General features: G+C 68.7%; 18 protein-coding genes and 1 riboswitch. Of the genes, 7 read left to right on the top strand and 11 right to left on the bottom strand.

The annotated features are described in order from the left end of the window. Positions 1–37 precede the first annotated feature (37 nt). The 3 genes from AC6LJ9_RS03820 to AC6LJ9_RS03810 all read right to left on the bottom strand — a co-directional run bounded on the left by AC6LJ9_RS03820 (position 38) and on the right by AC6LJ9_RS03810 (position 3,495). Positions 38–1,411 carry an MFS transporter gene (locus AC6LJ9_RS03820; protein ID WP_498146482.1) on the bottom strand — a complete coding sequence of 458 codons (1,374 nt, stop codon included), beginning with the start codon at positions 1,409–1,411 and terminating at the stop codon, positions 38–40. 92 nt (positions 1,412–1,503) lie between these two features. After that, the gene (gene dmpG / locus AC6LJ9_RS03815) at positions 1,504–2,523 is read right to left on the bottom strand and encodes a 4-hydroxy-2-oxovalerate aldolase (RefSeq protein ID WP_498146481.1); all 1,020 of its coding nucleotides are present in this window, start codon (positions 2,521–2,523) and stop codon (positions 1,504–1,506) included. 15 nt (positions 2,524–2,538) lie between these two features. Continuing rightward, positions 2,539–3,495, bottom strand: coding sequence for an acetaldehyde dehydrogenase (acetylating) (locus AC6LJ9_RS03810; protein WP_498146480.1), 957 nt, complete (start codon positions 3,493–3,495; stop codon positions 2,539–2,541). Positions 3,496–3,712: 217 nt separating this feature from the next. Between AC6LJ9_RS03810 and AC6LJ9_RS03805 the strand changes: the two genes are divergently transcribed. Then, the gene (locus AC6LJ9_RS03805) at positions 3,713–4,900 is read left to right on the top strand and encodes a class I SAM-dependent methyltransferase (RefSeq protein WP_498146479.1); all 1,188 of its coding nucleotides are present in this window, start codon (positions 3,713–3,715) and stop codon (positions 4,898–4,900) included. 99 nt (positions 4,901–4,999) lie between these two features. Here the strand turns inward: AC6LJ9_RS03805 and AC6LJ9_RS03800 are convergent, their stop codons facing one another. Both AC6LJ9_RS03800 and AC6LJ9_RS03795 read right to left on the bottom strand, forming a co-directional pair. Beyond that, a complete protein-coding gene (locus tag AC6LJ9_RS03800) occupies positions 5,000–6,121 on the bottom strand; it encodes a tRNA nucleotidyltransferase/poly(A) polymerase-related protein (RefSeq protein WP_498146478.1) in 1,122 nt (373 codons plus the stop codon). After that, the gene (locus AC6LJ9_RS03795) at positions 6,118–8,235 is read right to left on the bottom strand and encodes a lytic transglycosylase domain-containing protein (RefSeq protein ID WP_498146477.1); all 2,118 of its coding nucleotides are present in this window, start codon (positions 8,233–8,235) and stop codon (positions 6,118–6,120) included. Before AC6LJ9_RS03795 ends, AC6LJ9_RS03800 begins: the two co-directional genes overlap by 4 nt. A gap of 90 nt (positions 8,236–8,325) precedes the next feature. Here AC6LJ9_RS03795 and AC6LJ9_RS03790 point away from each other — a divergent pair, with 90 nt between their 5' ends. The 6 genes from AC6LJ9_RS03790 to AC6LJ9_RS03765 all read left to right on the top strand — a co-directional run bounded on the left by AC6LJ9_RS03790 (position 8,326) and on the right by AC6LJ9_RS03765 (position 14,785). After that, entirely contained in the window at positions 8,326–9,000 is a 675-nt protein-coding gene (locus tag AC6LJ9_RS03790) for a 5-formyltetrahydrofolate cyclo-ligase (protein WP_498146476.1), read from the top strand. 486 nt (positions 9,001–9,486) lie between these two features. Continuing rightward, positions 9,487–10,917 (top strand): circularly permuted type 2 ATP-grasp protein, encoded by a 1,431-nt coding sequence (locus AC6LJ9_RS03785; RefSeq protein WP_498146475.1) that lies wholly within the window; start codon positions 9,487–9,489, stop codon positions 10,915–10,917. A gap of 3 nt (positions 10,918–10,920) precedes the next feature. Next, a complete protein-coding gene (locus AC6LJ9_RS03780; protein ID WP_498146474.1) occupies positions 10,921–11,901 on the top strand; it encodes an alpha-E domain-containing protein in 981 nt (326 codons plus the stop codon). A 9-nt stretch (positions 11,902–11,910) separates the two neighbouring features. After that, positions 11,911–12,714: a transglutaminase family protein gene (locus AC6LJ9_RS03775; RefSeq protein ID WP_498146473.1), complete on the top strand. Its 804-nt coding sequence runs from the start codon at positions 11,911–11,913 to the stop codon at positions 12,712–12,714. A gap of 64 nt (positions 12,715–12,778) precedes the next feature. Further along, complete coding sequence (locus tag AC6LJ9_RS03770) at positions 12,779–13,642, top strand: proteasome-type protease (protein WP_212320590.1); 864 nt, start codon at positions 12,779–12,781, stop codon at positions 13,640–13,642. Between the two features lie 147 nt (positions 13,643–13,789). Continuing rightward, a complete protein-coding gene (locus AC6LJ9_RS03765; RefSeq protein WP_498146472.1) occupies positions 13,790–14,785 on the top strand; it encodes a tripartite tricarboxylate transporter substrate-binding protein in 996 nt (331 codons plus the stop codon). A 76-nt stretch (positions 14,786–14,861) separates the two neighbouring features. On the opposite strand, the gene metF is transcribed toward AC6LJ9_RS03765, so the two are convergent. The 6 genes from metF to pdxR all read right to left on the bottom strand — a co-directional run bounded on the left by metF (position 14,862) and on the right by pdxR (position 20,993). After that, positions 14,862–15,704: a methylenetetrahydrofolate reductase [NAD(P)H] gene (gene metF / locus AC6LJ9_RS03760; protein WP_212320592.1), complete on the bottom strand. Its 843-nt coding sequence runs from the start codon at positions 15,702–15,704 to the stop codon at positions 14,862–14,864. A 197-nt stretch (positions 15,705–15,901) separates the two neighbouring features. Next, positions 15,902–16,237, bottom strand: coding sequence for a phage holin family protein (locus AC6LJ9_RS03755; RefSeq protein WP_103271570.1), 336 nt, complete (start codon positions 16,235–16,237; stop codon positions 15,902–15,904). A gap of 117 nt (positions 16,238–16,354) precedes the next feature. Continuing rightward, on the bottom strand, positions 16,355–17,773 hold the full coding sequence (ahcY, locus tag AC6LJ9_RS03750; RefSeq protein WP_498146471.1) for an adenosylhomocysteinase: 1,419 nt from the start codon (positions 17,771–17,773) through the stop codon (positions 16,355–16,357). Between the two features lie 97 nt (positions 17,774–17,870). After that, a riboswitch (S-adenosyl-L-homocysteine riboswitch) is annotated at positions 17,871–17,997 on the bottom strand. Positions 17,998–18,085: 88 nt separating this feature from the next. Then, complete coding sequence (locus AC6LJ9_RS03745; protein ID WP_498146490.1) at positions 18,086–19,126, bottom strand: glycosyltransferase family 4 protein; 1,041 nt, start codon at positions 19,124–19,126, stop codon at positions 18,086–18,088. Between the two features lie 78 nt (positions 19,127–19,204). Continuing rightward, positions 19,205–19,441 carry a DUF1289 domain-containing protein gene (locus AC6LJ9_RS03740; RefSeq protein WP_498146470.1) on the bottom strand — a complete coding sequence of 79 codons (237 nt, stop codon included), beginning with the start codon at positions 19,439–19,441 and terminating at the stop codon, positions 19,205–19,207. A 94-nt stretch (positions 19,442–19,535) separates the two neighbouring features. Next, a complete protein-coding gene (pdxR, locus tag AC6LJ9_RS03735) occupies positions 19,536–20,993 on the bottom strand; it encodes a MocR-like pyridoxine biosynthesis transcription factor PdxR (protein WP_498146489.1) in 1,458 nt (485 codons plus the stop codon). Positions 20,994–21,377 lie beyond the last annotated feature (384 nt).

The following is a 21,377-nucleotide window of genomic DNA, read 5'->3' as shown; positions in this document are numbered from 1 at the left end:
GGCGCCGGCGGCGCCGATGCGACACGCGTCCTGCGCGTCACGTATCCAGCGGTTGCCCGGTACGGTCTTTGGTGAAGCCGACCGCGATCAGCGACACCGCGGCGCAAAGGACGATGAAGACCGCCACCGGGACATAGCTGCCATCATAGCGGGCCAGCAGGGCGGTGGCGATCAGCGGCATCGGCCCGCCGACCAGCGCCGCGCCCACCTGATAGCCGAGCGAAACGCCGGTATAGCGCACGTTCGGCGGAAAGCTCTCGGCGAAGAACGTGCCCAGCACGGAGCCGTAGGTGGACCAGATGATGGAAAAACCCAGCACCACGGCGGCCGTCGCGATCAGCGCGGAACCCTGGTTGAGCAGCCAGAAATACGGCAGCGCGTAGATGGCGATCGCCACCGTGCCCCACGCGAACACCTTCTTGCGGCCAATGCGGTCCGACAAGGCGCCGAAGTACAGCATCACCGGCACGGCGATCAGCGCGGCGACCAGCACCACGTTCAGCGCCTGGACGCGCGGATAGCCCAGGCCCACCAGATACGAGATCGTGAAGGTGGCGAAGAGGAAGAAGGTGCTGGTCTCGACGAACTTGGCGCCGATGGCGATCAGCACGGCGCGCCAATGCCGGGTCAGCGTCTCCACCAGCGGCATCTTGCGCTCCCCGGCATTCTTGGGATTGTCCCGGGCTTCGGCGGCCACCTTGCGGAAGGACGGCGTTTCCTCGACCTTGTTGCGGATCCACATGCCGATCAGCACCAGCACGATGGACAGCACGAACGGAATGCGCCAGCCGTAGGACAGGAAGGCTTCCTCCGAGAACAGCGCGCTCAGGCCCGAGGTGGCGAAGTTGCCCAGCGCCAGGCCGAACAAGGCCCCGGTCTGGGGCACCGCGCCAAAGAAGCCGCGCTTGTGCGCCGGCGAATACTCCACGGCCAGCAACACGCCGCCGCCCCATTCGCCGCCCAGCGCGAGTCCCTGCAGCAGGCGCAGCAGGGTCAGCAGGATGGGCGACCAGATGCCGATGCTGGCATAGGTCGGCGTCAGGCCGATGAGCACCGTGGACAGACCCATGATGGACAGCGTGATCACCAGCGTCTTCTTGCGGCCGACGCGGTCGCCTACATGCGCGAACACGATGCCCCCGATGGGACGGATCAGGAACGCCAGCGCGAACGAGGCCAGCGCCAGCAGCTGGCTGGTGACCGGATCGCTCGACGGAAAGAACAGCTTGCCGAAGACGATGGACGACATGGTCCCGTAGAGGAAGTAGTCATACCACTCGATGGTGCTGCCGACCGCGCTGCCGAACAGCGCGCGCCGGCGGTCGGCCTCGCTGACCGTGGCGGGTTCCGGACGGGCGTGACTGCCCGCCGGCCTGTTGCCCATGGCCGGGCCCGATTGTCTTGTCGACATGAAGTACCTTGCTTGTCTCGTTGATATTCAAATTGTGGGCATCCGCGCGGCGGCCGGAACCGGCGCGCGGATGCCAGGCGATGCCTGGCGGATCAGGCGCGCTGCTTGAGGATGTCCAGCGCCACGTCGACGATCATGTCTTCCTGGCCGCCCACCATGCGGCGCTTGCCCAGCTCGACCAGGATGTCCACGGTCTTGAGCTGGTACTTGGCCGCCGCCGCCTCGGCATGGCGCAGGAACGAGCTGTATACGCCCGCATAGCCCAGCGCCAGCGTCTCGCGGTCCACCCGCACCGGACGGTCCTGCAGCGGACGGACGATGTCGTCGGCCGCGTCCATGAGCTTGTAGAGATCGGTGCCGTGGTTCCAGCCCAAGCGGTCGATGGCGGCGATGAAGGCTTCCAGCGGCGCGTTGCCCGCGCCCGCGCCCATGCCGGCCAGGCTCGCGTCCACGCGGTCGCAGCCTTCCTCGACCGCGACGATGGAATTGGCCACGCCCAGGCTCAGGTTGTGATGCGCGTGCATACCGGTCTGCGTGTCGGGCTTGAGCACATCCTTGAAGGCGCGGAAGCGGTCCCGCACATCCTGCATGCCGAGCGCGCCGCCGGAGTCCACCACGTAGCAGCAGGTGGCGCCGTAACTTTCCATGAGCTTGGCTTGCCGCGCCAGCGCCCGCGGTTCGGTCATGTGGCTCATCATCAGGAAGCCGACGGCCTCCATGCCCAGATGGCGGGCGTACTCGATGTGCTGGCGCGAGACGTCGGCCTCGGTGCAATGCGTGGCCACGCGCACCACGCGCACGCCGGCGTCATAGGCGTTCTTCAGGTCGTGCACGGTGCCGATGCCGGGCAGCAACAGCGTGGCGATCCTGGCGTGCCTGACCTCGCTGGCCACGGCCTCGATCCATTCCAGGTCGGTGTGCGCGCCGAAGCCGTAGTTGAAGCTGGAGCCCTGCAGGCCGTCGCCGTGCGCGACCTCGATGGAATCGACCTTGGCCTCGTCGAGCGCCCGGGCGATGCGCCGGGCCTGTTCAACGCTGTACTGGTGGCGGATGGCGTGGCTGCCGTCGCGCAGCGTCACGTCGGAGATGTAGATTTTCTTGGCTTGATTCATCGTGTGTCACCGCCCTCAAACAAGCGCCGAGGCCGCCAGCATGCGCCGGGCCATGTGTTCCGCGGTGCGCAAGCCCGCGCTGGTCATGATGTCCAGGTTGCCCGCGTAGGCGGGCAGGTAATGGGCCGCGCCCTCGACTTCCAGGAAGATCGAGGTCTTCAGCCCGGTGAGCGCCTCGCCCACGCCGGGCAGGCGCACGGGCGTGTCGATGCGGTCGAACTGCACCTTCTGCTTCATGCGATAGCCGGGCACGTAGGCCTGCACGGCGGCGGCCATGTCCTCGACCGAGCGCGCGATGGCGTCCTCGTCGGCCAGTTCGCTCAGCGTGTAGACGGTGTCGCGCATGATCAGCGGCGGCTCGGCCGGATTGAGCACGATGATGGCCTTGCCGCGCGTGGCGCCGCCCACCGCCTCGATGGCCTTGGACGTCGTTTCGGTGAACTCGTCGATATTGGCGCGCGTGCCGGGGCCCGCGCTCTTGCTGGAGATCGACGCCACGATTTCACCGTAGTGCACCTTGGCCACGCGCGATACGGCCGCGACCATCGGGATCGTGGCCTGGCCGCCGCAGGTCACCATGTTCACGTTCAAGGCGTCCAGGTGGTCCTCGCCGTTGACCACGGGAATGCAGTACGGGCCGATGGCGGCCGGCGTCAGGTCGACCATGCGGATGCCGGGCTTGAGCGCGCGCAGGAATGCGTCGTTCTTCACGTGGGCGCCGGCACTGGTGGCATCGAACACGAAGTCGATGTCCTGGAAGACCGGCAAGCGCGCCAGGCCTTCGACCCCTTCATGCGTGGTGGCCACGCCCAGGCGCGCCGCGCGGGCCAGGCCGTCCGATTGCGGGTCGATGCCGACCATCGCCCCCATTTCGATGTGCTGGCCATGGCGCAGGATCTTGATCATCAAGTCCGTGCCGATGTTGCCGCTGCCGATGATGGCAGCCTTGAGTTTGCGTTGGGCTGTAGACACTTGGCTCCTTCCTTTCTCCGAACACCGTCGTGCGTTTCCTTATGGGCCGGAGTGTAGGTAGGTTTTTTTAAATTATCAATATATAAGTATTGATCTCATATAGTGAGTATTTAGAGAAACCGTCGCAGGACGACCTGATCGTTCCCCTGGCAGTCCTGCCAGTACGGGCGCATGCCGCCCCCGGCTAAAATTCCCGGATTCCTCACATGGCCGCTACATGCAACGCCCCGCTCCCGCCAATCTCCCGCCCCTGGATCCCGCCTCCCTCGAACACAGCGCCGCCGCCGCGGATCATCTGCGCGCGACCATCCGGGCCGCTTCCGGCTGGCTGCCGTTCGACCACTGGATGGCGGAAGCGCTGTACGCGCCGGGGCTGGGCTACTACGCGGCCGGCAACGTCAAGCTGGCCGACCCGGCCGACGCCGCCGCGCTGCCGGCGGGCGACTTCGTCACCGCGCCGCAGCTCACGCCGCTGTTCGCGCGCACGCTGGCGCGCCAGGCCGCCGACGTGCTGGCGCAGACCGGCACGTCCGCCGTGCTGGAATTCGGCGCCGGCACCGGCGCGCTGGCTGAAGGCGTGCTGCGCGAGCTGGACGCGCTGGGCCAGACGCACGCCGAATACCTGATCCTGGAAGTGTCGGCCGACCTGCGCGCGGTCCAGGCAGAACGGCTGGCGCCCTTCGGTGCGCGCGTGCGCTGGCTGGACGCGCTGCCGACGTCCTTCTCGGGCTGCGTGCTGGCCAACGAGGTGCTGGACGCCATGCCGGTGTCGCTGTTCCGCTGGAGCGAGGACGCAATGCCGCTCGAACGCGGCGTGGCCTTGGGCGCGCACGGCGAATTCGTCTGGGAAGACCGCCCCGCCAGCCCCGCGCTGGCGGCCGCGCTGGCCGAACGCATGCCGGCCCTGCCCGGCTACGTCTCCGAGATCAATCTGCAGGCCGAGGCCTGGATCGGCGCGATGGGCGGCTGGCTGGAACGCGGCGCGGCGCTGCTGATCGACTACGGCTTTCCGCGCAGCGAGTACTACCATCCGCAGCGCGCGGGCGGCACGCTGATGTGCCATCTGCGGCACCACGCGCATGGCGATCCCTTCACCGCGCCGGGCCTGCAGGACATCACCGCCCACGTGGACTTCACGGCCATGGCCGACGCCGCGCAGGCGGCGGGGATGCAGGTGCTGGGCTATACCTCGCAGGCGCGCTTCCTGATGAACGCCGGCCTGATGGAGCTGCTGGCGCAGCTCGACCCCTCGGATGCGGCCGCCTATGCGCGCGCCGTCGCGCCGGTGCAGAAGCTGCTGTCGGAAGCCGAGATGGGCGAGCTGTTCAAGGTGCTGGCGGTGGGCCGTGGCATTACCGCGCCGCTGCGCGGCTTCGCGCGCGGCGACCGGCTCGGCAAGCTCTGAACCTGGGCGGCAACCCTGGAGAAGCCGCGCGCCAGGCGGCTGCGCGGCGGCTTGATGGCGCGTCCCGATCGTGAAGACGCCTCCCCGCCTTGAAGACGCCTACCGGCCTTGGTTCGCCGGCGACGCCAGCGCTTCCAGGCTCGCCAGCCGGGCCTGCCTGACCCCATCCTTGATGCGTGCCGGATCGCCCGCGCAGGCGCGCGCGATGGCGCCGGCGTCCACGCCGCGCGCCGCGTCCACGCGAGCCTGCCATGCGGCTTCGTCAACGGTCCGCAGCACGGCGGCCGCCTGAATCAGATCCATGAAGCGTTCGGGCTTGCGCAGCGCGTCGGCGCGCTCGATCAGCGCCAGCTGCGCATACGCGCCGTCCTGTTGGTCCACCGCCTCCAGGCCGGACAGCATCTCCGGCAGCAGGCGCGCGCAATCATTGCATTCGGTGGGCACCCGCAGGCGCCGGCCCAGGGCTTCGCGCTCGGGCGTCAGCCGGCACATCAGCGCATAGCGCGACGCCAGCGGCAGGCCCAGCGCGGCGGCCCGGTCCACGTCCACGCCCACGATCGTCGGCTCCCGCAATTCCGGCATCACCCGCGCCAGCGCGCCGGACTGGTGCAACACGTCCAGCATGCGCGACGGCTTGGCGGTCATGAGGCCGCGCGACAGTTCCTTCCACACGCGCTCGGCCACCAGCGCGTCGGCCTCGCCGGCCTCGACCATGCGGCGGCACAGCGCCAGCGTCTCGGGCGCGATGCTGAAATCGGCGAAGCGCGCCGCGAAGCGGCCCAGCCGCAGGATGCGCACGGGGTCTTCCTCGAAGGCCTCGCCCACGTGGCGGAACACGCGCGCGCGCAGGTCGGCCTGGCCGCCCAGCGGGTCGACCAGCTCGCCATCGGGCTTGCGCGCGATGGCGTTGACGGTAAGGTCGCGACGGCGCAGATCGTCTTCCAGCGTCACGTCGACGCCGGTATGGAAGGTGAAGCCCTTGTAGCCGTGGCCGGACTTGCGCTCGGTGCGGGCGAGCGCGTATTCCTCTTTGGTGCGCGGATGCAGGAACACCGGGAAATCGCCGCCCACGGGCATGAAGCCCCGGCGCGCCATGTCCTCGGGCGTGGCGCCGACCACGACCCAGTCCTGGTCGCCGGCCGGCAGGCCCAGCAGGGCGTCGCGCACCGCGCCGCCCACGATATAGACCTGCAGGCCCTGGGTTGCGGGGTCCTGCGTCATGGCAGCGTGGTGCTTTCGGCGCCCAGGGGCACGACCTTGCCCAGCCGCTCTTTCAGGGATTGGGGCTGGCCGCTGAACATGGCCGCGTAATAGACGGAGTTCGACATCACGTTCTTGACGTAGGTGCGCGTCTCGTTGAACGGGATGGTCTCGGCGAAGATCGCGCCCTCGACCGGATGCGTGAAGGTGGAACGCCAATTGTGCGGCCGCCTCGGGCCGGCGTTATAGCCGGCGCTGGCCAGCATCTGCGAGCCGTCCAGGTCGCGCAGCACCATGTTCAGGTAGTTGGTGCCCAGTTCGGTGTTGGTGTCGAAGTCGTTGACGCTGCCGGGCGTGAAATCGGTCATGCCGATCTTGCCCGCGACCCATTTGGCGGTGGCCGGCATCAGCTGCATCAGGCCCGAGGCGCCCACATGCGAGCGCGCGTCCATGATGAAGCGCGATTCCTGGCGGATCAGGCCGTAGACCCAGGCCGGGTCCAGCGCGATGGCGTTGGCCTTGGCCGTGACTCGGCCCTCGAAGGGCGCGATGAAGCGCTGGCTGAAATCGAATTCCTTCTCGGTGCGGTCCGAGGTGTTGACCACGCGGTCGTAGATGTTCTCGGCGCGCGCCAGCTCGGCGGCCGCCATCAGCTGGCGGTCGCTCATGCCGCGCAGCGCGAAGTTCCATTCGGGCACGGCCTCGGCGCGCCAGCCCAGCCGGAACAGCTGCACGGCGCGGCGCAGGCCGGGATTGGCGCGGGCCTCGGCGATCTCGGCATCGGAAATCGGCGCGGGACGCGGCGGCACCGTAATGCGGCGGCCCAGTTCCTCGGCGGCCAGCTGGCCGTAGAAATCGAAGCGGTCGGCGATGCCGGCGTAGGCGGCCTGGGCCTGGTCCTTGCGGCCGGTGGCGGCCAGTCCGCGCGCCTTCCAGTAGACCCACGAGGTATCGGCGCGCTGGGCCGGCGGCATCTCGTCGATGGACTCGATGACCCACTTCCAGTCGATCTTGGGCTGGCGCAACGCGGCCCGCACCTTCCAGCCGGCGTTGTAGTCGGTCATGCGGATATGGCCGGCCTCGCGATACCAATCGTTGGCGCGGCTGTCCAGGTTCAGCGCGGCGGCCAGCGCGTACTGGCCGCGCACCCAGGCAAGATTGGACTTGGCCATGGACTTGGCCCATTCGCGGCGCAGGTAGGAATCGGCCACGCTGACGTCGGAGCGGGCCAGGCGCGCCAGCGCGATGGTCACCAGCTCTTTCTCGTTGCGGCCCACCGGCAGGCGGTCCTGCCGTGTGAGCCACTTCATCGGATCCTTGATGAGCAGGTCGTAGGTCTTCTGGTCGCGCGGCTCGAACATGTACTGCACGAACTTGCGCGCGTCGGTGGTCTTGTTGGCCTCGATGGCGTCGCGCAGCTGCGGCTCAAGCTCGTCCCAGCCCAGGACGCGGTCGGCCACCAGCTGGTCGTACAGGCCCCAACAGGCGGTGCCGGGCTGGAACACGGCCATGGCCTGGGCGGCGGTGGCGCGCTGGCCGCTCATGTGCTTGGCGTCGAGGATCGCGCATTCGATCTGCGCATTGCTGTTCTTGACCGGCGCGAGCTTGCGCACGGTGTCGAAGTCGCCGCTGCGGGCGGCGGCCAGCAGCCAGTCGCCGCGCAGCCGGTCGGCCAGGTAGGCATCGGCATTGCCGCTGATGAAGCGTTGCAGGTCGGCGTTGGGCCGCCCGCCGGCAGGCGGCGACCACAGCTGGTAACGCAGCAGCCAGTATTCCGGATAGATGCCGAGCGCGTCGGACTTGGCCTGGGGCACCAGCGCGCCCAGCACCGACCACTGCTTGCGATTCATGGCCTCGCGCGCGGCCTTGACGGCGGCCAGCGCGGGCGTGTCGTTGGTGGGTGGCAGCCCGGCCAGCACGGCCGGCGGCACGGCGATGGCGGGCTGCGGCGCCTGGGCGGCGGGCTGGGGCTGCGGATTGACCGAGGCGCTGCGCTGCTGCGCGTCGACCGGCGCGCAGGCCGCGGTGAACAGCGCCAGCAGCGGCAGCCAGCGGCGCAGGCCGGCGCCAGCCTGGGCGGCGGACGCCGGCCGCGCGGATTTCTGATACCGTCCGGATTGCAGGGCGTGTGCCATGGGTGTCTTCCTCACGTGCCAGCCTTGTTCTGCGCCTGGTCGCAGGCCTGCATTTTTGCTTTCATTTTCCACCCTCGTTACCGCTACCGCATGACTACGCAAAATACTCCAGAGGATACCGCAGTCCCGCTGCGCGCGCGATTGCGCCAACTGCGCGCCGACCTGCCGGAAAGCCAGCGCAGCCGCGGCGGTCTGCTCATGCGCGCAAGGCTGTTCACCTGGCTGAACGCCGCCCGCGACGAAGCGGTCAAGGCCGGCCGCCGCGCGCCCTCCATCGTGGCCGCGTTCTGGCCCATGGAGGACGAGCCCGACCTGCGCCCGCTGCTCGAGCAATGGGTGGAAGCCGGCATCACCGTGGTGCTGCCGGTGGTGCGCGAACGCAACGCCCCGCTGGCCTTCCTGCCCTGGACGCCGGACGCCCCCATGCGCAGCGGCGCCTACGGCATCCAAGAACCCGCCGCAGGCGACGAACTGCCGCCCGACGTGGTGCTGGCGCCCACGCTCGGTTACACCCAGTTTGGCGACCGCGTGGGTTACGGCGGCGGCTATTACGACCGCACGCTGGCCGCGCTGCGCGACAGCGGCCAGCCCTTCACCGCCATCGGCATCGCCTGGAGCTGCGGCGAGCTGGACGCCGACTACGAGCCAGCCGAACACGATTACCCGCTGGACGCCATCCTGACCGATGAAGGCTGGGTGCCCGAGGCGCCGCTGTCGCAACCCGGCAAGGGCGGCACGACGCTGTTTTCCTATCGGCTCGGCTGAGCCCGCCCCGCCCCGGGGCCCGCGCCGCGCACCATTTCCGTCCCGCGCCCTTGCACCAAAACGGTGCAATCCGTAACATGAACCGCCGACAGGCCCGCCGAACGCGGGCCTGCAGCGCCCTGATCTCTCCGGTGAGCGCTCACTGACAGAACGGCATCGAGCCCCCTGCCAGCCCGGCCGCCGCCCATTCCACCCAGGCCAGCAGTGCCACGCGCCCTGGTCCAGCCTGTTCCCGTTCCCTGGCGGCGCCATCGTCCGCCAGCCCTCGCAACCCGCCGCCGGCCGCCCTGCCGCCGCGCGCGCCCACGGGCGGCGCACCGCCCCCCCTTCCCTGCCGGCATCCGTCGCGACGGGGATAGCCAACAACCGCCCGGCGGAGGATAGTGTTTCCGCAGGGACCGTCCGCGCGCCGGCCAGGCTGGCACGCGGGTTGCTTGTTATCAGGACCGGCTTCGAGCCGGCCCCAGCACTTGCATCGGAGGAGCCATGAAGGACAGACCCGCCCGCCCCCCCGCCTATGACGAAATGCGCGACAGCGCCGGCGGCATACGCTCCCACTACGAAGCGTTCGAACGCTGGCACGGCGAGCAGTCGGCCGAGTCCATGGCCGTGCGCCGGCTGGAAGCGGACCTGAGCTTCCGCCGCGTCGGCATCACCTTCTCGGTGGCCGGCGACGCCGCCGGCACCGAACGGCTGATCCCGTTCGACCTGATCCCCCGCGTCATCCCCGCCGACGAATGGCGCCGGCTCGACGCCGGCCTGAAACAGCGCGTGCGCGCGCTGAACATGTTCATCCACGACATCTACCACGGCCACGACATCGTGCGCGCCGGGGTGGTGCCGGCCGAGCAGGTCTTCCTGAACGCGCAATACCGGCCCGAGATGCAGGACGTGGACGTGGCCGAGGACATCTACTGCCATATCGCCGGCGTCGACATCGTGCGCGCCGGCGCGGGCGAGTTCTACGTGCTGGAAGACAACCTGCGCGTGCCCTCGGGCGTGTCCTACATGCTGGAAAACCGCAAGATGTCGATGCGGCTGATGCCCGACGCCTTCGGCCGCATCAAGGTCGAGCCGGTGGCGCATTACCCCGACCTGCTGCTGGACAATCTGCGCGAGGTCGCGCCGCACGGCGGCGACGCGCCCACCGTGGTGGTGCTGACGCCGGGCATGTACAACTCGGCCTATTTCGAGCACGCCTTCCTGGCGCAGCAGATGGGCGTGGAGCTGGTCGAGGGCCAGGACCTGTTCGTGGAGCAGAACACGGTCTACATGCGCACCACGCAGGGCCCGCGCAAGGTGGACGTGATCTACCGCCGGCTGGACGACGACTTCCTGGACCCGCTGTCGTTCCGCGCCGATTCGGCGCTGGGCGTGCCGGGCCTGCTGTCGGTCTACCGCGCCGGCCGCGTCACGCTGGCCAACGCCATCGGCACCGGCATCGCCGACGACAAGTCCACTTACCTGTACGTGCCGGACATGATCCGCTTCTACCTGGGCCAGGAGCCGATCCTGTCGAACGTGCCCACGTGGCGCTGCGCCCGGCCTGACGAGCTGTCGCACGTGCTGGACCGCATGCACGAGCTGGTGGTCAAGGAGGTGCATGGCGCGGGCGGCTACGGCATGCTGGTCGGGCCGTCGGCCACGCGCGCCGAGGTCGAGGCCTTCAAGGACCGCGTGCGCGCCAACCCCGCCAACTACATCGCCCAGCCGACGCTGGCGCTGTCCACCGTGCCCACCTATGTCGAGTCCGGCGTGGCGCCGCGCCACGTGGACCTGCGCCCCTACGTGCTGTGCGGCAAGGACATCCGCACGGTGCCTGGCGGACTATGCCGCGTGGCGCTGACCGAGGGCTCGCTGGTGGTCAACAGCAGCCAGGGCGGCGGCACCAAGGATACGTGGGTACTGGAGGACTGAACCATGCTGAGCCGAACCGCCGACAACCTGTTCTGGATGTGCCGCTACACCGAGCGCGCCGAGAACACGGCCCGCATGCTGGACGTGAACCTGCAGATGTCGCTGCTGCCGCAGGACGCGCAGGCGCGCGAGGGCTCGTGGCTGGCCGTGCTGCGCATCTCCGAGCTGCAGGGCCTGTACCGCGCCCGGCACGCCGCGATCACGCCGCACGACGTGCTGCACTTCATGGTGCGCGACGCCGAGAATCCCTCGTCCATCTATTCCTGCGTGCGCGCCGCCCGCGAGAACGCGCGCGCCGTGCGCGGCAGCCTGACCACCGAGGTCTGGGAAACCTATAACACCACCTGGCTGGAGCTGCAGAAGCACCTGCACACCGGCCTGCTGGAACGCAATCCGGGCGAGTTCTTCGAATGGATGAAGTTCCGCTCGCACCTGGCGCGCGGCGTCACCATCGGCACCATGCTGGAGGACGAGGCGCTGTATTTCCTGCGCATCGGCATGCACCTGGAACGCGCCGACAACACCGCGCGCATGCTGGACGTGAAGTTCCACGAGCGCGGCGGCAACGGCCACGCGGCCGACGCGCGCAACGACGCCGCCGCGCCGCCGACGGCCGCGCAAAGCGAGTTCTACCGTTGGTCGGCGCTGCTCAGCTCCGTGTCGGGCCTGGAGATCTACCGCAAGGTCTACCGCGACGTGATCACGCCCGACCGCGTGGCCGAACTGCTGATCCTGCGTCCGGACATGCCGCGCTCGCTGCTGGCCGCGATCCACGCCCTGTCCGACGACCTGGCGCGCGTGGCCAACCAGCGCTCGGCGGAAACGCAGCGCCGCGCCGGCATGCTGCGCGCGGAACTGCAATACGGGCGCGTCGAGGACATCCTGGCCAGCGGGCTGCACCAGTACCTGGAGCACTTCCTGGACCGCATCAACGATCTCGGCAACCGCATCAGCCAGGACTTCCTGGTGCCCTTGTCGGCGTAGGAGCGCAGCATGAAACAGATCATCACCCACGTGACCCATTACCGCTACACCGCGCCGGTGACCTACAGCATCCAGACGCTGCGCCTCACGCCGCGCGACGACGAGCACCAGCGCGTGCTGCGCTGGCACATCGAGGCGCCCGGCGCGCTGGAGCGGCAGGTGGACGCCTACGGCAACATCACCCATACCCTGACGCTGAACCGCCCGCACACGGACATCGAGCTGCGCGTGGTCGGACAGGTGGTGGTGGGCGCGCTCGCGCGCGGCGCGCTGGGCGGCGAGGACAGCCGGCTGCCGGTGCATGCCTACTGCGTGCAGACGGCGCTGACCCAGGCCGACGAGACCATCCAGGCCTTCACCCGCCACGCCCTGCCCGACGGCCTGAACACGCCCGACGACGCGCTGGCGCTGGCGCGCGCCATCTGCGACCGCGTGGCCTATGAGCCCGGCATGACCGACGTGACCACCGCGGCCAACCAGGTGCTGGCCATGGGCCACGGCGTCTGCCAGGACCACGCCCACCTGTTCCTGGCCTGCGCGCGCGGCCTGGGCGTGCCCGCGCGCTACGTCAGCGGCTACCTGTACACCACCGCCGAGCACGCCGCCAGCCACGCCTGGGCCGATATCTGGCTGCCGGGCGCGGGCTGGACCAGCGTGGACATCACCAACCGCCAGTTCGCCTCGGAATGCCATTGCCGGCTGGCCGTGGCGCGCGACTACGACTCGGCCTCGCCGGTGCGCGGCGTGCGCAATGGCGGCGGCGAGGAATCCATGGAAGTCACCGTCCAGGTGCAGACGGCGGCGCAGCAATGACCCGCGCCGTCCACGCCGGCCGCGCCGCACTACAATGCGGCGTGGCTTTTTCCCTGTTCCGATCATGACCTACTGCGTCGCCGCCCGCCTGAACGCCGGCCTGGTTTTCCTGTCCGACTCCCGTACCAACGCGGGGGTGGACCAGATCAGCGTCTACCGCAAGATGACCGTCTTCGAACGCCCCGGCGAACGCGTGATGGTCCTGATGACCGCCGGCAACCTGGCCGTCAGCCAGGCCGTGCTGGACGGCCTGGCCCGCCAGCAGCAGGAAGGCGGCGAAACGCTGTGGAACGCGCCCGACATGTTCGAGGCCGCGCGCCGCATCGGCAACGCCGTGCGCGAGGTCTACCGCCGCGAGGCCGACGCGCTGCGCGAGCAGGGCGTGGACTTCAACGTCAGCCTGATTTTCGGGGGCCAGATCGGCGCCGAGCGCTGCCGGCTGTTCCAGATCTACGCCGCCGGCAACTTCATCGAGGCCGGCGAGGAATGCCCGTACTTCCAGATCGGCGAGGCCAAGTACGGCAAGCCCATCCTGGACCGCGTGCTGCAACCCGATACGCCGCTGGACGAGGCCGCCAAGTGCGCGCTGATCTCCATGGATTCCACGCTGCGCTCGAACATCTCGGTCGGCCTGCCGCTGGACCTGCTGGTCTACGACACCGGCGCGCTGCGCGTCACGCACTTCGCCAGCATCGACGAGCACAACGAGTACTTCCGCATGATCCGCGGCACCTGGGGCGAACGCCTGCGCCAGGTCTTCGCCGAGATCCCCGACCCGCTGTGGACCAACCCCGAGTCGCCCGACTCCCTGGTGCCCGCCAGCCGCGTGCACCAGCCCAAGCGGGTCGATCCGATGGACCTGCCGCAGGAAAGCTACCCGGCGCCGCAGGTGCTGGCCGAGGGACCGGGGTCGGATCAGTTGAACTAGGGCAACCTCGCGTAAACCCGGCTTTCCTCCTGCCTAAACCCGGCTTGCAAAAGCCCGAATTCTCACGCGCGCCGCAGCGGGCCACACTGTGCCCAGCCCGTCGCGCAGCACCTTGCGGGTCATGACACCACCTACAAGGAGCGAGACATGCCCACCCTCCTCGCGCGCGCATCGGGGCGCGCCATTCCGTTGATGCTGGCGCTCGGCCTGGCCGCCGGCGGCGCTTCCGCCCAGAACGCCTATCCCACCCGCGCGATCTCGCTGGTCGTGCCCTTCGCGGCCGGCGGTCCCACCGATGTGGTGGCGCGCAGCCTGGGCGCGGCCATGTCGAAGACGCTGGGCCAGAGCATCGTGGTCGAGAACCGCACCGGCGCCGGCGGCACGCTGGCCTCGGCGCACGTGGCGCGGGCCGCGCCGGACGGCTACACCCTGCTGATCCATCACAACGGCATGGCGACGGCGCCTGCCCTGTACCGCAAGCTGCCATTCAACCCGCTGACGGACTTCGCCTATGTCGGGCAGGTGGCGGACGTGCCCATGACGCTGCTGGGCCGCAAGGACCTGCCGCCGGACGACATGGCCAGCTTCATCAAGTACGCGCGCGACAACGGCAACAAGATCAACCTGGCCAACGCCGGCCTGGGCGCCGTGTCGCAGCTGTGCGGCATGCTGCTGCAGGAAGCGCTGGGCACGCAGTTCACCGCCGTGCCGTATGCCGGCACGGCGCCGGCGCTGACCGCGCTGCTGGGCGGACAGGTGGATGTGCTGTGCGACCAGACCACGCAGACCATCCCCCACATCAAGTCCGGGCGCGTGAAGCTGTACGGCGTGACCACGCTGGCCCGCATCCACGCGCTGCCCGACACGCCGACGTTGCAGGAAGGCGGCCTGCAAGGCTTCGAGGTCAAGGTCTGGCACGGCGTCTATGCGCCCAAGGGCACGCCGCCCGAGGCGATCGAGAAGATCAACGGCGCGCTGCGCGCGGCGCTCAGGGATCCGGCCTTCACGCAGAAGATGGCCGAGCTGGGCGCGGAGATCGTGCCCGACGCGAAGCAAACGCCGGCCGGCCTGCAATCATGGCTGCAGGCCGAGGTCGACAAATGGGGGCCGATCATCCGCAAGGCGGGCCAGTACGCGGACTGAGCCTGCCGCGCTTGCGAGGCGCCATGAAAAAAGCCGGCATGCGCCGGCTTTCTTCATGTATCGCTTGCCCGAACGATCAGCGCGACAGCTCGCGCCAGATCGCCATCGGCGCCTCGGCGTGGTTGAGCGTATAGAAATGCACGCCCGGCGCGCCGTTATCCAGCAGGGTCTGGCACAGCTCGGTCACCACGTCCACGCCGAAGGCGCGGATCGAGGCCTTGTCGTCGCCGAACTCGGCCAGGCGCAGGCGGATCCAGCGCGGCACTTCGGCGCCGCACATTTCCGAGAAGCGCAGCAGCTGCGAGTGATTGGTGATGGGCATGATGCCCGGCACGATCGGCACGTTCACGCCCTTGGCCTGGGCCCGGTCGACGAAGTCGAAATAGGCGTCGGCGTTGAAGAAATACTGCGTGATGGCGGCATTGGCGCCGGCCCGCACCTTGGCCACGAAATGCGCCAGGTCGGCCGACGGACTGGTGGCCTGCGGGTGCATTTCGGGATAGGCCGCCACTTCGATGTGGAACCAGTCGCCGGTTTCCTCGCGGATGAAGGACACCAGTTCATTGGCGTAGCGCAGCTCGCCCGCGTCGCCGCCCATGCCGGACGGCAGGTCGCCGCGCAGCGCGACCACGCGCCGCACGCCTTCGTTCTTGTAGGCCTGCAGGATGTCGCGCAGGTCCTGGCGGGACGCGCCCACGCAGGACAGGTGCGGCGCCGCGTCGCAACCCAGGTTGCGCAGCGTGCGCACCGCGTCGGCGGTGCCGGCGCGCGTCGAGCCGCCCGCGCCGAACGTCACGCTGACGTACTTGGGCTGGATCGCCAGCATCTGCTTGGCCGCGCGCACCAGCCGTTCCTGGCCGGCCAGGTCACGGGGGGGAAAGAACTCCAGGCTGAATGCAGGAGAAGTCGATTCGGACATTTCAGTTATCCATGACGCTGACCGCGCCCCTTGAAACAAGTGTCAATCCACCGGAAACCGCTGGACAAGAGCCCTCTGCCGGAACCGCGCCCACGGATGCCACCCCATCGGGATGCCGCGGATCCGGCTCCGCCGGTCCGCAGGCATGCCCCCTTGAGGGGGAAGCGCGCAGCGCTTCGGGGGTGGGCCTTCCCCTTCTACGGGATCAGCTTGGTAAGCAGGCCGGAGATGATGCTGTAGAGGATCGCTCCCCCCACGGCCCACCAGAACCCGTTGACCTGGAAGCCCTTCAGCACGGAGCCGACGAACCAGAACAACAAGGCGTTGATGACGATGAGAAAGAGGCCGAGCGTGACGATGGTGATGGGCAGCGTCAGCAGCACCAGCACCGGCTTGACCAGCATGTTCACCAGGCCCAGCACCAGCGCGGCGATCAGCGCCGAACCGAAGCTGGCCACCGTGATGCCGGGCAGCAGGTAGGCGACCGCCAGCAGGGCCACCGCGTTCAGGATCCAGACAAGAATCATGGACATGCTCAACCTCCAGTCTTGAAGCTCCGGGACGCGACGGCCCGGTTGCGGCCGCCTTGTCCTGGAACCGGGAAACGCCGTGCCGACATGGCGTGGCGTCCCCCTATTTTGCTACAAGCATCAGTAGCGGTAGTGATTCGGCTTGTAAGGACCTTCCACCGGCACGCTGATGTAGTCGGCCTGGTCCTTGCGCAGCGTGGTCAGGTTCACGCCCAGCTTCTTCAGGTGCAGGCGCGCGACCTTCTCGTCCAGGTGCTTGGGCAGCACGTAGACCTCGCCCGACTTGTAGGCTTCGTTGCGCGTGTACAGCTCGATCTGCGCGATGGTCTGGTTGGCGAAGGACGAGGACATCACGAACGAGGGGTGGCCGGTGGCGCAGCCCAGGTTCACGAGGCGGCCCTGGGCCAGCAGGATGATGCGCTTGCCGTCCGGGAAGATCACGTGGTCGACCTGGGGCTTGATCTCTTCCCACTTGCAGTCGGCCAGCGCGGCGACGTCGATCTCGTTGTCGAAGTGGCCGATGTTGCACACGATCGCCTGGTCCTTCATGGCGTTCATGTGCTCGCGCGTGATGACGTGGAAGTTGCCGGTGGCCGTCACGAAGATGTCGCCATGAGCGGCGGCTTCTTCCATGGTCACGACCTTGAAGCCTTCCATCGCGGCCTGCAGCGCGCAGATCGGATCGATTTCGGTGACCCAGACCTGGGCGCGCAGCGCCACCAGCGCCTGGGCGCAACCCTTGCCCACGTCGCCATAGCCGGCGACCACGGCGATCTTGCCGGCCACCATCACGTCGGTGGCGCGCTTGATGCCGTCGACCAGCGATTCGCGGCAGCCGTACAGGTTATCGAACTTGGACTTGGTGACCGAGTCGTTGACGTTGATGGCGGCGAAGGCCAGCTCGCCCTTCTGCGACATCTGGTACAGGCGGTGCACGCCGGTGGTGGTTTCCTCGGTCACGCCCTTGATCAGCGCCAGGCGGGTCGAGTACCACTTCGGATCGCGCTTGAGCGTTTCCTTGATGGCGGCGAACAGGATGCGCTCTTCTTCGCTGCCCGGATTGGCCAGCACCGAGATGTCCTTTTCGGCCTTGGTGCCCAGGTGCAGCATCAGGGTGGCGTCGCCGCCGTCGTCCAGGATCATGTTGGCGTTCTGGCCGTTGGGCCATTCGAAGATCTTGTGCGTGTACTGCCAGTACTCTTCGAGCGTCTCGCCCTTGACGGCGAAGACCGGCGTGCCGGACGCGGCGATGGCGGCGGCGGCATGGTCCTGCGTCGAGAAGATGTTGCACGAGGCCCAGCGCACTTCGGCGCCCAGCGCCACCAGCGTCTCGATCAGCACGCCGGTCTGGATGGTCATGTGCAGGCTGCCGGCGATGCGGGCGCCCTTGAGCGGCTGCTTGGCGGCGAATTCCTCGCGGATGGCCATCAGGCCGGGCATTTCGGTTTCGGCGATGGCCAGCTCGCGGCGGCCCCAGCCGGCCAGCGACAGGTCGGCGACGATGTAGTCGGAGAAGGATTTGTCAGTCACAGCGTTCATGGTGTGTAGCTCCACGTGTAGATCGAACGGCGCGCACAGGGCCGGACAACGCGAAACACCACGACGGTCGTGTGCTCGCCTTTCCCGCCACATGCGACAAAGGTGAGCGCCGTTGCTGTCGCGCCGCGCAAGGATGCGGGACGCGTGAACAGGGATTCCTGAGCCTGGCGAGCCGTGTTCCGCGCAAGGGGAACAGCCGGATCGTCGCAACGCTCCTCAGGATCGTCGGGCATTGTACCGGTTTGGTCGCCTTGCGGGGAAGCGCCGCAGGGCCGGAACACATCCGGCCCCGTATTCTTCCGACGGCGCGGATCAGCCCGCATGCACCAGCGGCGGGTCCGGTTCGGCCCGCGGCGTCAGCGGCGCCAGCGCCGCCAGCAGGTCGGACGCGATGGCGTCCCAGCTGCGCGTCAGCGCGTGCGCCCGCACGGCGTGCCGATCCAGCGACAGCGCCTCGCGGCAGGCGTGCGCCAGGTCCGCGTCCAGGCAGCCCGTCACGCCCGGCTGCACCACGGCCAGCGGCGCCTCGCTGCGGAAGGCCGCCACCGGCGTGCCGCAGGCCATGGCCTCCAGCATCACCAGGCCGAAGGTGTCGGTCAGGCTGGGGAACACGAACACGTCGGCTGCCTGGTAGTAGCCAGGCAGCTCGTCGTCGTTGCGCATGCCCAGGAATACCGCGTCGGGAAACTTCTTCTTCAGGCGCGCCTCGTCCGGGCCGCCGCCCACCACCACCTTGCTGCCCGGCAGGTCCAGCGACAGGAAGGCGTCCAGGTTCTTTTCCCGCGCGACCCGGCCCACGCTGAGGAACACCGGACGGGGCAGGTCCTTGAACGCCTGGCTCGCGCCCGGCTGGAACTTGACGGGGTCCACCCCGCGCGACCAGATCTGCAGGTTGCCCAGGCCGCGCTGGACCAGGATGTCGCGCACCGTCGGCGTAGGCACCAGCACGCGCTGCGAGGGCCGGTGGAACCAGCGCAGGTAGCGCCACGGCAGGGCCGCCGGGATGCCCATGCGCGCCTGCAGGTAGTCGGGGAACATGGTGTGGAACGAGGTGGTGAAACGCCAGCCCCGGGCCAGCGCCATCTTGCGCGCGGCCAGGCCCAGCGGCCCCTCGGTGGCGATGTGCAGCGCGTCCGGCACCAGGTCGCCCAACACGCGGCGCAACTGGCGGCCGGGCTGCAGGCAGAGCCGCAGGTCGGGCTCGGACGGCGCGGGAATGGTGCGGCTGCCTTCGGGGCTGACCACGGTCACTTCGTGGCCCCATTCGGCGAGTATCCGCAGCATGGTCGTCCAGGTGCGGACGACGCCGTTGACTTGCGGATGCCAGGCATCCGTGACCAGGACGATGCGCATGATGAGGCCGGAAGTGGTCGACAAGCGCGATTTAGCCCGCGCTATGTGACATGCCCAAGACCGGCCGCGCCGGCGGCCTTAATTGTTGCGCCGGGGGTAGCCCTGGGCCTTGATGCGGATCCAGACCGCGCGCTTTTCCTCTTCCGTCATGAAGACCCAGTTGGCCACTTCCATGGCCGTGCGGCCGCAGCCCCGGCAGATGTCGTCGAACAGCGTCGAGCAGACGGCCACGCAGGGGGAATCCGTGGCCTTGAAGGCGCGTTGCGCGTCTTCGGGCTCGGGCAATTCGGAGAGGTCGGTGAAATTCAAACTCATGGGCGCGAGGTTACCACCGGCGGCCCGTCCCTTTTTACAAGACCCTGTCCGCGGCCTGGCGGGAATCCGCGTCCCGCCCATGCGGGCCGGCACACTAGAGAAAGGGCGCCACCGCGCGGGCCAGCCGGCCCAGCTGCGGGCCGATCTCGTCCTCCGGCACCGAGCCGTAGCCCAGCAACAGCCCGCGCGCCGCGGCCTCGGGATTGAGGTGATAGATCGACAACGGACGCGTCGCGACGCCGGCATACAGGCCGCGCTCCATCACCGCCACGTCGTCGACGGTGCGCGGCAGGCCCAGGATCATGTGCAGTCCGGCCTCGGCGCCGATCACCGGCACGGCCTCGCCGAACTCGCGCCGGATGGCATCCATGAGCGCGTCGTGGCGCGCGCGGTAGACGCCGCGCATGCGCCGGATGTGCGCCGCGTAGTGGCCTTCCGCCAGAAAGCGCGCCAGCACCGCTTGTTGCATCGTCTGCCCCTCGCGGAACAGCTCGCGCAACGCGCGCGCGAAACCGTCCACCAGATCGGGCGGCAGGACCAGGTAGGCCAGCCGCAGCGCGGGAAACAGCGTCTTGGAAAACGTGCCCAGATAGATCACCCGGCCGGACTCATCCAGCGCCTGCAAGGCGGACAGCGGATGCGCGTCGTAACGGAACTCGCTGTCGTAGTCGTCCTCGATCACCCAGACCCCGTGCTGCGCCGCGTAGCCCAGCAGCTGGCGGCGGCGAGCCAGGCTCATGTGCGCGCCGGTGGGATATTGATGCGACGGCGACACGAAAACCAGCCTCGGCGGCTCGGCCCATTGCGCGGCCGTTGGGGCCAGGCCCTCGCCGTCGACCGCGACCGCCACGCTTTCCAGGCCGGTGGCATGAAAGACGCTGCGCGCGCCCCAGTAGCCGGGGTCCTCCAGCCACACCCGGTCGCCCGGATCCGCCAGCAGCTGCGCCACCAGGTGCAAGGACTGCTGCGTGCCGCTGGTGATCACCACTTGCGCCGGCGTACAGGCGATGCCGCGCGTGCCCCGCAGATAGTCCGCGATGGCCTCGCGCAGTCCGGCATCGCCGTGTCCCGTCGCGTAGCTCAGCCGCTCCGGCTCGACGCGACGCCATACGCGCGCCTGCAGCCGGTTCCAGGTCTGTACCGGGAACATCCTCAGCTCTGGCACGCCGGGCGCGAAAGCGCCCCATTGCAGGCGCGCGGCCAGCGCCTCGCGCACCGTGCGCTCGCCCCGGCGCGACAGCGGCGCGTTGCGATCCAGCGGGAATTTGCCGGCCGCCACGACAGGCCGGGGAAACACGTCGGCGACGAAGGTGCCGCGCCCCACGCGCGCCTGCACATAGCCTTCGAAGGTCAGCTGCTCGTAGACATGGACCACCGTGTTGCGCGCGATGCCCAGCGTGCGCGCCAGCATCCGCGTGGGCGGCAGCCGCAAGCCGGCCGCCAGGCTGCCGTCGCGGATGCCCGCCTGCAGGATGCCATACAGCTGCTGATGCGACGGCTGTCCGAGCTTGAACTGGCGCAGCACGAAGTCCGGCAGTCCGTTCGCGGCCAGCGGCGCCTTGCGCGCCGTCTCAGGATTGGTTCCCGCGTCAATCATTCCTGCGACCTGTTCAAAGGACCAATCACAAACCACACCACTCCAGGCAACGCGCCAGGGACAGCCAGAGAAAATTTCGTTCCATGCGCTTCGCGGCCATGCGCGTCGACACCGACAGGCTCCGTCTGCATCTTGAAGCGCCTCGATCTTACGCCGCGCAACGCGGTGTGAAAGTGAACTCATGCCTAAAAAAGCGCATGAAAAATTGAACGGCGCGGCGCGGCGATGCGCGCCTTCCTGGCGGCCGCCAGCGCGTTCTCAACGCAAGGGAATTGGTTCTTCAACAATTCGATTCTTGGACCTTCTTAACGAACCACCCAAGCCATAGACTGCTCGCGA

The organism is Achromobacter sp. 1011811831 (genome assembly GCF_059760905.1).
Note: the sequence above shows the minus strand (reverse complement) of the source record. Positions and strands in the feature narration are given on the sequence as shown.

Excerpts from the sequence above, each read along its gene's own strand:
- AC6LJ9_RS03820 (WP_498146482.1), bottom strand. The coding sequence starts at position 1,411 with ATGTCGACAAGACAATCGGGCCCGGCCATGGGCAACAGGCCGGCGGGC.
- dmpG (WP_498146481.1), bottom strand. The coding sequence starts at position 2,523 with ATGAATCAAGCCAAGAAAATCTACATCTCCGACGTGACGCTGCGCGAC.
- AC6LJ9_RS03805 (WP_498146479.1), top strand. The coding sequence starts at position 3,713 with ATGCAACGCCCCGCTCCCGCCAATCTCCCGCCCCTGGATCCCGCCTCC.
- AC6LJ9_RS03800 (WP_498146478.1), bottom strand. The coding sequence starts at position 6,121 with ATGACGCAGGACCCCGCAACCCAGGGCCTGCAGGTCTATATCGTGGGC.
- AC6LJ9_RS03795 (WP_498146477.1), bottom strand. The coding sequence starts at position 8,235 with ATGGCACACGCCCTGCAATCCGGACGGTATCAGAAATCCGCGCGGCCG.
- AC6LJ9_RS03790 (WP_498146476.1), top strand. The coding sequence starts at position 8,326 with ATGACTACGCAAAATACTCCAGAGGATACCGCAGTCCCGCTGCGCGCG.
- AC6LJ9_RS03785 (WP_498146475.1), top strand. The coding sequence starts at position 9,487 with ATGAAGGACAGACCCGCCCGCCCCCCCGCCTATGACGAAATGCGCGAC.
- AC6LJ9_RS03780 (WP_498146474.1), top strand. The coding sequence starts at position 10,921 with ATGCTGAGCCGAACCGCCGACAACCTGTTCTGGATGTGCCGCTACACC.
- AC6LJ9_RS03775 (WP_498146473.1), top strand. The coding sequence starts at position 11,911 with ATGAAACAGATCATCACCCACGTGACCCATTACCGCTACACCGCGCCG.
- AC6LJ9_RS03770 (WP_212320590.1), top strand. The coding sequence starts at position 12,779 with ATGACCTACTGCGTCGCCGCCCGCCTGAACGCCGGCCTGGTTTTCCTG.
- AC6LJ9_RS03765 (WP_498146472.1), top strand. The coding sequence starts at position 13,790 with ATGCCCACCCTCCTCGCGCGCGCATCGGGGCGCGCCATTCCGTTGATG.
- metF (WP_212320592.1), bottom strand. The coding sequence starts at position 15,704 with ATGTCCGAATCGACTTCTCCTGCATTCAGCCTGGAGTTCTTTCCCCCC.
- AC6LJ9_RS03755 (WP_103271570.1), bottom strand. The coding sequence starts at position 16,237 with ATGTCCATGATTCTTGTCTGGATCCTGAACGCGGTGGCCCTGCTGGCG.
- ahcY (WP_498146471.1), bottom strand. The coding sequence starts at position 17,773 with ATGAACGCTGTGACTGACAAATCCTTCTCCGACTACATCGTCGCCGAC.
- AC6LJ9_RS03745 (WP_498146490.1), bottom strand. The coding sequence starts at position 19,126 with ATGCGCATCGTCCTGGTCACGGATGCCTGGCATCCGCAAGTCAACGGC.
- AC6LJ9_RS03740 (WP_498146470.1), bottom strand. The coding sequence starts at position 19,441 with ATGAGTTTGAATTTCACCGACCTCTCCGAATTGCCCGAGCCCGAAGAC.